10 protein-coding genes and 1 tRNA gene are annotated in these 9,795 nt (G+C 72.6%); 6 read left to right on the top strand and 5 right to left on the bottom strand.

Annotated features, from left to right (window positions below):
- The first annotated feature begins 8 nt into the window (after positions 1 to 8).
- Positions 9 to 85 (top strand) — tRNA-Met (locus G407_RS0120420).
- 162 nt (positions 86 to 247) lie between these two features.
- On the opposite strand, the gene G407_RS29025 is transcribed toward G407_RS0120420, so the two are convergent.
- From G407_RS29025 to G407_RS30735, 5 genes are all read right to left on the bottom strand, one after another.
- Positions 248 to 661 carry a hypothetical protein gene (locus tag G407_RS29025; protein ID WP_043540275.1) on the bottom strand — a complete coding sequence of 138 codons (414 nt, stop codon included), beginning with the start codon at positions 659 to 661 and terminating at the stop codon, positions 248 to 250.
- Positions 658 to 1,479 carry a TIGR02587 family membrane protein gene (locus G407_RS0120410; RefSeq protein WP_029032309.1) on the bottom strand — a complete coding sequence of 274 codons (822 nt, stop codon included), beginning with the start codon at positions 1,477 to 1,479 and terminating at the stop codon, positions 658 to 660. Before G407_RS0120410 ends, G407_RS29025 begins: the two co-directional genes overlap by 4 nt.
- A 3-nt stretch (positions 1,480 to 1,482) precedes the next feature.
- Positions 1,483 to 1,647, bottom strand: a complete 165-nt coding sequence (locus G407_RS0120405; RefSeq protein WP_029032308.1) for a zinc ribbon-containing protein — start codon at positions 1,645 to 1,647, stop codon at positions 1,483 to 1,485.
- 91 nt (positions 1,648 to 1,738) lie between these two features.
- Complete coding sequence (locus G407_RS29020) at positions 1,739 to 3,025, bottom strand: NAD(P)/FAD-dependent oxidoreductase (RefSeq protein ID WP_043540274.1); 1,287 nt, start codon at positions 3,023 to 3,025, stop codon at positions 1,739 to 1,741.
- A complete protein-coding gene (locus G407_RS30735) occupies positions 3,022 to 3,885 on the bottom strand; it encodes a DUF2231 domain-containing protein (protein ID WP_084327677.1) in 864 nt (287 codons plus the stop codon). The genes G407_RS29020 and G407_RS30735 overlap by 4 nt, the downstream gene beginning before the upstream one ends.
- A gap of 625 nt (positions 3,886 to 4,510) precedes the next feature.
- On the opposite strand from G407_RS30735, the gene G407_RS0120390 reads away from it, so the two are divergent.
- The 5 genes from G407_RS0120390 (at position 4,511) to G407_RS0120370 (ending at position 9,773) form a co-directional block, all read left to right on the top strand.
- Complete coding sequence (locus G407_RS0120390; protein ID WP_029032307.1) at positions 4,511 to 5,287, top strand: formate/nitrite transporter family protein; 777 nt, start codon at positions 4,511 to 4,513, stop codon at positions 5,285 to 5,287.
- Positions 5,288 to 5,620: 333 nt separating this feature from the next.
- Positions 5,621 to 6,409, top strand: a complete 789-nt coding sequence (locus tag G407_RS30730; RefSeq protein WP_029032306.1) for a GntR family transcriptional regulator — start codon at positions 5,621 to 5,623, stop codon at positions 6,407 to 6,409.
- Entirely contained in the window at positions 6,406 to 7,917 is a 1,512-nt protein-coding gene (locus G407_RS0120380; protein ID WP_029032305.1) for an ABC transporter substrate-binding protein, read from the top strand. The genes G407_RS30730 and G407_RS0120380 overlap by 4 nt, the downstream gene beginning before the upstream one ends.
- An 84-nt stretch (positions 7,918 to 8,001) precedes the next feature.
- Entirely contained in the window at positions 8,002 to 8,928 is a 927-nt protein-coding gene (locus G407_RS0120375; protein ID WP_029032304.1) for an ABC transporter permease, read from the top strand.
- Positions 8,928 to 9,773 carry an ABC transporter permease gene (locus G407_RS0120370; RefSeq protein WP_029032303.1) on the top strand — a complete coding sequence of 282 codons (846 nt, stop codon included), beginning with the start codon at positions 8,928 to 8,930 and terminating at the stop codon, positions 9,771 to 9,773. The genes G407_RS0120375 and G407_RS0120370 overlap by 1 nt, the downstream gene beginning before the upstream one ends.
- Positions 9,774 to 9,795: the final 22 nt, after the last annotated feature.

Genomic DNA, 9,795 nt, shown 5'->3' with positions numbered 1-9,795 from the left:
CACCCTTCCGCGGGGTGGAGCAGCCCGGTAGCTCGTCAGGCTCATAACCTGAAGGTCGCAGGTTCAAATCCTGCCCCCGCAACCAAGTCCACCGACACGAAGCCCCAGCGGTCCCCCGCTGGGGTTTTTTGCGTTGGGGCCCTGCTCTGCCCCGTCCGGCGTCCTGCGCGACCTCCGCCACCCGCGCGATCTCGGCCTCGAGGTCGGGGTGCGAGGCTTCCCCCGGCGGTCGGCTCCGACCACCCGGTCAGGGCGCCACGTAGCCGTCCGCGGCAAGACGGAGATCGAAGAGCCGGGGATCGGCCTCGAAGAACAGCCCGCCGTGCCGTTCCGACCCCGCCGGCACGTAGTCGAAGGTCGTCGCACGCGTCTCGGCCACCGCTCCGTCTTCCCGAAGGAGCCGGCCGGTGACGCGCACGGAGGCGCCGGTCTCGTCGCCCCCGTTTCGCGCGACGATCCCGACGAGGTAGCCGTCCGGCGTCTCCCGGACCGCCTCCGCACGCACCGAGACCGCCGGTGGCGCGCGGCCGCCGGCGACGATGTCGTAGCCGAGAACGCCGAGCGTGGAGGTGAGGACGGCGAGGCCCAGCGCCGCGCTCGCCGCTTCCGGCCAGGTGAGCCGGGGCTTGCCCTCGCGACGCTGCCCTCTGTTCCCGGTCATAGCACGACCCGCGCCGCCGCAGCGCCGATCGCCGCCGGAAAGCCGAGCACGACGACGGCGAGGACGGATCGCTCGAGGTCGAGCCCGGCGAAGCGCCCGAACGTCCAGAGCGCGTAGGCGCTGACGACGAGGGCCACCCCGTAGCCGACGACGCTGTAGCGCACGAACAGCGGCCAGAAGCGGTCGAGCTCCGGCCGTCGGCCGCCGTAGAAGCCGACCTCGTAGACGAAGACGTGCAGGACGCCGAGCGACACGGCGACCAGGGCGAGCCCGTGCCAGGACGACATGCGGAAGGCGATCAGCAGCATCTCCTCGGTGGGCGCCACGTTGAACGAGAAGTAGAGCGCGCCCGCGGCCATCAGGAAGACCTTGGCGGGATAGCCCGCCTCCTCCTGGCGCTCCTGCGCGTCCGCCTCGTCCCCGCCGAGCTGCTCCCGGGCGAGGACGGCGCCCATCGACGCCGGCACCGTCTGCACGGCGATCTTGCCGACGATGTCGAGGAGCCCGTCCCCGAGCCGGATCACGCCGAAGAGCGACAGCGCCGCCGTCGCGGTCACGGCGCCGATGGCGATCGCCGTGAAGGCGTCGACCACGTCGTCGCGCCAGTCGAAGCTGTCGCGAAAGCCGGCATAGTAGGCGAGCGCGACGAGAAGCGGCACCGACAGGACGAGAAACAGCGCGAGGCGGCCCGGGCTCACGTAGAACCCGATCCACCACATCTCCATCGTCATTAGAAGCGGAAGAGCGAACAGGATCGCGCCGGCGAAGCCGCGTGCGAGATCGCGTGCCCAGCCCTCCCACGCGGATCGCGACGCCATTTCTCAGCTCGACGTGCTGCCGGGCTCGCGGCGCCCAGCGAACGTGTCGTTCCCGCAGTCCGGGCAGCGCGGGATCTCGTCGCCCCGGGTGACGTCGACCCGGTGGCGGCAGCGCTCGCCCCGGACGTCCCCGGTCTCGTGCGCCGTCTCGCCGGCATGAGCGGCCATGATCCCCTCCTCTGTCCGTCACGGCGGAGAATGGGGCTCGGCGCCCGAGCGTTCCATGCCCGGATCGTCGCGAGGGAGAAGGTGTTCGCGTTCACCGGCGTGCTGCGTCGTCGGCCGCCGCTCCGACGATCAGGCGCGCGCCCCGCTGGTAGGTCAGGTAGTTCCAGAGCCATTGCACGGCGACGATGAGGCGGTTGCGCAGGCCGATCAGGTAGTAGACGTGGGCGAAGCCCCAGAACCACCAGCCGAGCGCTCCCTTCAGCTCCAGGCGATCGAGCTTCACGACGGCGGCGCGCCGGCCGATGGTCGCGAGATCGCCGTGATGCCGGTAGGCGAAGGGAGCCGGCGGCGCGCGCCCCCGCGCCCGCGCCGCGACGACGGAGGCGACGTAGCGGCCCATCTGCTTCGCCGCGGGCGCGATCCCGGGAACCGGGCGGCCTTCGTCGTCGGTTGCCGCCGCGGTGTCGCCGATGGCGAAGATCTCCGGACGGCCTCCGACGCTCAGGTCCGGGCCGACACGGATGCGGCCCGCCGGATCGGTCTCCGCCGCGACCCAGCGCCCGGCCGGAGAGGCGCGCACGCCCGCCGCCCACACGATCGTCTCGGCCGGGACGCGCCCGGGCTCGCCGTCGGCGCCGACCGTCTCGACCGCGCCCGGGCGACAGTCGACGACCCGCGTTCTCACGGCGACGTCGACGCCCATGCGGGCCAGGGCGCGCTCGGCGTAGCGCGCCAGATTTTCCGGGAAGCTCGGCAGGAGGCGCGGCCCGGCCTCGAGCAGGACGACGCGCGCCTCGCGCGGATCGATCCGGCGGAATTCGCGCGGCAGCGCCTGCCTGGCGACCTCCGCGATGGCTCCGGCGAGCTCGACGCCCGTCGGGCCCCCGCCCACGATGGCGAAGGTCAGCAGGCGCTCGCGCTCCGCGGGGTCGTCGGAGAGCTCGGCGCGCTCGAAGGCGAGCAGGATCGCGCGGCGCAGGGCCGTCGCGTCCTCGATCGACTTCAGCCCGGGCGCGACCTGCGCCCATTCGGGGTGGCCGAAATAGGAATGGGTGGCGCCGGTGGCGAGGACGAGGTCGTCGTAGGGGATCGCGCGCCCGCCGGCGCGCACGATCCGCGCCTGCGGGTCGATCGTCTCGACCTCCGCCATCAGCACGGTGGCGTTCGCCTGGCCACGCAGGATGCCGCGGATCGGCCAGGCGATGTCGGCGGGCGAGAGCGCCGCCGTCGCGACCTGGTAGAGCAGCGGCTGGAAGCAATGATGATTGCGCTTGTCGATCACCACGACGTCCACCGGCTCGTCCGCCAGCGCCTTGGCGGTCTCCAGCCCGCCGAAGCCCGCGCCGACCACGACGACCCGCCGGCGCGCGCCGCTCATCGCCCGCCGTCCCCCGGGCGGCCGCCCTCGGCACGCCGTCGGACGTTGGGATCGCCCCGCGCGGGACCGGTCCCGGCCGGGGTCTCGCCCGCGTGGGGCGCCACATCCGTCGGCGCGGCCCGCGCGGGCGCGCGCGGCCCCCCTTCGCCGGCAGGCGGCCCCGCGACCGCCGCCCCGCCCATGTAGGCCGGCGGATCGCTCGCGGGAAAGGACATCTCCGAGCCGGTGTCGACGAGATCCGGCCGGCCCCCGTCGCGGGCTTCGGGCTCGCCCGCAGGCGCGTCCCGCCCGTGCTCGCTCCGCCGCACAGCCGGCGCGATGTGGCCCTCGCGCAGGTGATGGGCCGCGTGCCGCGCGGCGTGCGCGGCGTTCCGGCCCGCGATCCGCCCGGCGCGGCCCGGCGCGCGTCCGATCTCCGGCGAGCGCCCGCCATGGACGCCGCCGGCCGGCTCGACGCCGACGCCGTGGCCGTAGACCATGCGCCCGCCGAGATAGCCCGTGTAGGTCACCAGCGCCGAGGCGGCGAGGCCCGCCGCGAGATAGGCGCCGCTCGGGCGCCTGCGCCGTGCGCGCCAGAGCGCGAGGCCCGCCGCGGCCGCGAGGAGGCCGACATTGAGATTGCGGTGGGTGATCATCAGGTCGTGCGCGCGCTCGGTGCGCGTCGCGCCCTGCGCCACGAAGCCCGCGAGGCCCGTCAGCGCGAGCGCGCCGACGGCGAGCGGCATCAGCCGACGGCCGGCCTCGAGGGCGTGCTCGTCGCCCGTCGCCCGTCCCCAGGCGTCGAGGCCGATCGCCGTCGGCAGGAGCGCCACGGGAAAGTGGGCGAGCGCCGGATGGACTTCGTGGAGACGCATGGGCATGGATGCTTCCCTCTTCCTTCGACAATGGCGGACCGGGCCGCGGGTCCGGCGGAAGCGGGCGGCGTCGATCCCCGTTTCCGGCACGCGATGAGCCGGAACCCGTGGCGCGGCCGGTCTTCCCGCTCGCGAGCGCTACCGCGCTCGGGACGCGCGTCGTGCTGCGGGTGCGTCGCGCGCTCGCCGCCCGGCCGGCGCCGTGCCGCGTCCCCGGATGCGGAGCCGTAGCTGCGAGGGCCTGCGGCTCGCACCCGGACTGCCGCCATGCAAGCCGTGGGACGCGTCCGGGGTTCCCCCTCGACGCCGCGTACGGCGACCGACCGGCACGCAAGCCTGCACGGGCGCGAGCCCGGAGCGCCCGCCCGACCCGCGAGCCTGCCCCGCGTCGACCGGAGCGCTCACGCCGCCGTGGGCGGCGGTTGCCGGCTCGCGGGAACATGCCGCAGGGCTTCCTGTTGAGGTGCGAACGCGACGGGACGTGCTTTCGGAGCAGGTCGAGGACCGAGCATGCTGCGCCTGGGGCGCCATCCCCTCGTCGTGAGCCCGCACCGTGGCGGACGAAATCGCCGCAGGCGGGCTGCCACGGCGGCCGCGGTGCGTGGCTTCGAACCTCGGGAATGGAGCGATCATGCCGGATACGTTGAAGCCAGCCGAGATCTTCGAGAAGTCGGCCGAGGAAGGCGAGAGGCGGCTCGACCAGAGCACGCTCGAGCTGCTCTCGACCGGCTTCATCGCCGGCTTCACGATCGTGTTCGGCATCATCGCGCTCGGCATCGTCGAGGCGCTCGCCAGGCCCTCGCTCGGCGAGCTGTCGAAGCTGCTCGGAGCCCTCGCGTTCGGTGTCGGCCTGCCGTTCCTGATCCTGGGGCGCGCGGAGCTGTTCAGCGAGAACTTCTTCGACCCGATCGCCGCCGCCTTGAAGTCGAAGGTGGCCGGGAGGACGTGGAAGATATTCCGGCTTTGGGTGCTCACGCTGCTCCTGAACCTGATCGGAGGGGGAGTCCTCGTCCTCGTGCTCTCGGTGGACGGGGCGCTCCCGTCGGGCGCGCACGAGGCCCTGAACGGGGTGGCCGAGGACATCGCCGATCGCACGCCGCTCGCCACGCTCATGCGCGCCGTCGTCGGAGGCGCGCTCGTCGCGCTCCTCTCGTTCATGGTCATCGCCAGCCGGGACTCCACCGGACGCATCCTGCTCGCCTACGTCACTGGCGTCCTTCTCACCCTCGGGCCCTTCGAGCATGTCGTGGTGTCCGTACTCCACCTCGGCTTCGGGCTCGCCTTCGGGGCGTCGGTGGACATCCTGGACATCGGGGAGGTCGCGGCGATCGCCATCGTCGGCAATCTCCTCGGCGGTGTCGGGCTCGTCACCCTGTCGCACGCGGCACAGGCCGAGGGAGCGGGGTAGCCGCGCCGGCCCGCGTTGCGGACAGGCGGTCTCGAGCCCCAGCAATTGCCGAGACTCGAAGCCCCGGCGCGCCGACGCCGGGGCTTGTCGCGTTCCGGACCCTGCCCTCGCCCGCGTCGCGCCCAGGGTCGGGATCCGCCGCGGGTCGCCGGCAGGCTCCGGCGCCCCCTCCTCCTCATCTCTCGGGCTCACCACGATTGTCTCGACGACCGAGCGGATCGGCCGGTCGGGATCGCCCCACGCGAACAGGCGCGAACAGGGAAGAGGGAGCGGCTCGGCGGAGGTGGGCATCTTGCAATTGACATTTCAGAAATGGCCTCTGAACATGTCAGCATGTTGGACAAGGACTCCCCCTTCACCCTGGCGTCTCCGGCGCCGCCGCGCAGCGACAACCTGGGCGACCTCGCTCTCGCGACGCTGCGGACAGCGGTGCTCGCCTGCGATCCCGCCCCCGGCAGCATCGTCACGGAGTCCGAGCTCGACGCCCGTTTCGGGCTCGGCTTGGCCCCGATCCGTGCGGCGCTCGCGCGACTCTCGGCCGTCGGCTGGATCGTGGCGCGGCCCCGGCGCGGCTGGGTCGTCCTGCCCGTGACCGGCCAGCACCTGGCCGATCTGCTGGCCGCCCGGCGTCTGCTCGAGCCCGTCCTGGCCGAGACGATCGTCCCGCCGGAGCGCGCCCGGGAGATGCAGATCCAGGCGGACATCTACGAGGCCTCCGCGCATCGGGCGGGCGATGCGCGGCACTTCGCCGAGCTGCGCGCCGCGACGCTTTGCGCCGGCGCCGTCCACCAGCCCCGCGTCCGCGCTTGGCTCGGCGAGACCTGGGAGCTCTCCCTGCGAGCCGATCGGCACCTCGCCCGGCGGCTCTCGATCACACGTCCCATGCTCCCGCTCGGGGCGCTGGCGCGCGCCCTGGCGGCGGGCGAGGGCACGCGAGCGCTGTCGCTCGCCGAGGAGATGCGCGGCGCGTTCGAGAAGCGGGCGCTCGCCGCCGCGGGGTTCAGCGATGCTCCGATCGGGGACGTGCCGGGGTCGGCGACGGCCCGCTCGTCCGCCGAGACGATCCACCAAGACGGCCTCAAGGCCGCAGGCGACCAACCCACCAGAGGACAAGACCGATGAGAAGAACCGCCCGTTTCGCCTCGACCCTCTTGCTCGCCGCCTCGACGGCCCTCGTCGCGCTCCCGGACACGGCACGCGCCGACGCCGCGCTCCTGACCGTCGACCTGGTCAACGAGCCGTCGTCCCTCGACCCGCACATGCAGTGGAATCCGGACAGCTACTACGTCTACCGCAACATTTTCGACAACCTCGTCACCCGCGACGACGCGGGCGAGATCGTCCCGCAGATCGCGACCGAGTGGGAATATCTCTCCGACACCGAGATCGCCTTCACGATCCGCGAGGACGTGACCTTCCACGACGGCTCGCCGCTGACCGCGCAGGACGTGGTCTATTCGGTCGAGCGCATCACCGATCCCGGTTTCGGCTCGCCGCAGCTGAGCCAGTTCTCGACGATCTCGGGCGCCGAGGTGATGGACGACGGGCGCGTGAAGCTCACGACGTCGGCGCCCTATCCGGCGCTGCTCGCCCAGCTCGTCAAGCTTTCGATCGTGCCGCAGGCGATCGTCGAGGAGGTCGGCCAGGAGGCGTTCAACCTGAACCCCGTCGGCTCGGGTCCCTACCGCTTCGCGGGCTGGGACCGCGGGGTCGAGGTGCGGCTCGAGCGCAACGACGACTACTGGGGCGAGGTCGGCGACTTCCCCGCCGCCGTCTTCCGCGCGGTTCCCGACGCCTCGACGCGGGTCGCGAACCTCGTCTCGGGCGCGGCAGACCTCGTCGTCTCGCTCGATCCCGATCTCGCCATGCAGATCGAGGCGGCGGACGGCGTCGAGCCGCGCACGGCGCTCACCGAGCGTGTCGGCTACCTCAAGCTCAACCCGCAGAAGCCCGGCCTCGACGATCCGCGCATGCGCCGCGCCATCGCGCACGCCATCGATCGCGAGCTGATCGTCGAGGGCCTGCTCGGCGGCTTCGACCGTCCCGTTGGCCAGATGCTGACGCCCGCCCATGTCGGCTGGGTCGAGGGGGTCGAGGGCGTGCCGTACGATCCGGAGGCGGCGCGTGCGCTGATCGAGGAGATGGGGGACGCGGCCGATCGCACGCTGTCCTTCGCGACGGCGCCGGTCTTCGACCAGCGCATCGTGCAGGCGCTCCAGCAGATGCTCACGGACGTCGGCCTCGATGTCGAGATCGAGATGACGGACATGTCGACCTACCTCGCCAAGGTTCGCGGCGAGCCGTCCCAGGGTCCCGACGTCAGCTTCGGGCGCTGGTCCTGCGCCTGCCAGGACGCCGACGGCGTGCTGCATCCGCTCCTGCACTCGGGCAGCTCCTGGTCGGCGGTACGCGATCCGCAGCTCGACGTCGTCCTCGATGCGGCGCGCGCCACGCTCGACGAGGGCGAGCGGCTCTCGGAATACGCCAAGGTGCACGAATACGTCGCCGAGGAGGTTCCGCTCGTGCCGCTCTACCAGGCGGCCATCATCTACGGCGCCGATGCGCGGCTCGAGTGGACGCCGACACCCAACGAGGCCCTGTTCATCAACCGCATGAACTGGTCGGAGTGAACCTGCCGCGGGCCGCGGCCGCCCTCCTCCGGGAGCGGCGGCCGCGGCCCCCGCCGATCGCATCGCGACGAGAGGGCTCCACGCATGAGCGGCTTCCTCCTCAAGCGGCTCGCCCAGGCGGCGATCTCCGTCTTCGGCGTCAGCGCGCTGATCTTCTTCCTGCAGCGCCTCACCGGCGACCCCGTGCTCCTGATGGTGCCCGAGGGCGCGACGCAGGAGGCGATCGACGCGCTTCGCGCCAATCTCGGCTTCGACCGGCCGGTCCTCATCCAGTTCGGCGAGTATCTCGCGGGCGTGATGCGCTTCGATTTCGGCACGTCCGTCGTCCAGAACGTGCCGGTGCTCGACATCATCGCCTCGCGCGTGCCCTACACGATCGCGCTCGCTGCGGCGGCGCTGGCGCTCGCACTGGGCATCGGCGTGCCGCTCGGCGTCTTCATGGCGGTCCGGCGCGAGCACTGGCTGTCGCGCATCGGCATGGGCTTCGTGCTCGCCGGCCAGAGCCTGCCGACCTTCTGGAGCGGCATCCTGCTCATCCTCCTCTTCGCCGTCGTGCTCGGCTGGCTGCCCTCCTCGGGCGCGCGCCAGGCCTCGAGCGTCGTCCTCCCCGCGATCTGCCTCTCCCTCCTGTCGATGGCGACCTTCGCCCGCGTCGCGCGCACCGCGACCCTCGACGAGCTGGCCAAGCCCTACGTCCGCGCGGCCCGCGCCAAGGGCCTGCCGATGGGCCGCGTCGTGACCCGCCACGTGCTGCGCAACGGCGCGATCCCGGTGATCTCGATCGCCGCCCTCGAGATCGCGAACCTGCTCTCGGGCGCCGTGATCGTGGAGACGGTCTTCGCCTGGCCGGGCCTCGGGCTCCTGACGATCCAGTCCATCGCCGCGCGCGACTTCGCCATCGTGCAGGCGATCGTGCTGCTCGGCGCCTTCGTCTCGATCTTCCTCAACCTCGCGGCGGACGTGCTCTACAGCGTCGTCGACCCGCGCATCCGCCTCGACGGAGCGCGCTGATGGCGGCCTCCCCGCTCCTCCTTCTGCGTCGGGCGCCGCCGCGACTGTGGCCCTTCGTCGCCATCGCCGCGATCCTCGTCGCCGGCGCGATCCTCGCCCCGCTGATCGCGCCCTACGACCCGAACGCGCAGAACCTGCTCGGGCGCCTGCGCGCGCCGGGCACGGAGGTGCGCGGCGTCACCTACTGGCTCGGCAGCGACGAGCTCGGCCGCGACCTGCTCTCGCGGCTGATCCACGGCGCACGCGTCTCGCTGACGGTCGCCGCGCTCTCCGTCGTCGCGAGCGGGATCGTCGGCACCGCCCTCGGCATGATCGCCGCGTGGTACCGCGGCCTCGTCGGCGCGATCATCATGCGCGTCGTCGACATCGTGCTCTCCGTGCCGGCGATCCTGCTCGCCATCATCACGGTGGCGATCATGGGCCCGGGGCTCGGCAACGTCGTCGTCGTCCTCGCCTTCACCCGCTGGCCGCGCTACGCCCGCGTCGCCTACGGCCAGACGCTGGGGCTGCTCTCGATGCCCTACGTGCGGCTCTCGCGCTCCATGGGCGGCTCGACGCTCTGGGTTCTCGGGCGCCACGTGCTCCCCAACATCGTCGGGCCGATCATGGTCGTCGCGACCCTCGAGTTCGGCCTCATGGTCCTGTTCGAGGCCGGCCTCTCGTTCCTCGGACTCGGCGTCCAGCCGCCGACCCCGAGCTGGGGCTCGATCCTGGCGACGGGACGGAACTACGTCACCACGGCCTGGTGGATCGCCGTCTTTCCGGGCTTGTTCCTCTTCCTCCTCGTCCTCACGGTCAACGTGCTCGGCGATCACGTCCGCGACGTGGTCGAGGGCCGACGCTGACCCGCGCCTCCGCCGCCCCTCC

The organism is Salinarimonas rosea DSM 21201, from assembly GCF_000429045.1.
Classification (GTDB): domain Bacteria; phylum Pseudomonadota; class Alphaproteobacteria; order Rhizobiales; family Beijerinckiaceae; genus Salinarimonas; species Salinarimonas rosea.
Note: the sequence above shows the minus strand (reverse complement) of the source record. Positions and strands in the feature narration are given on the sequence as shown.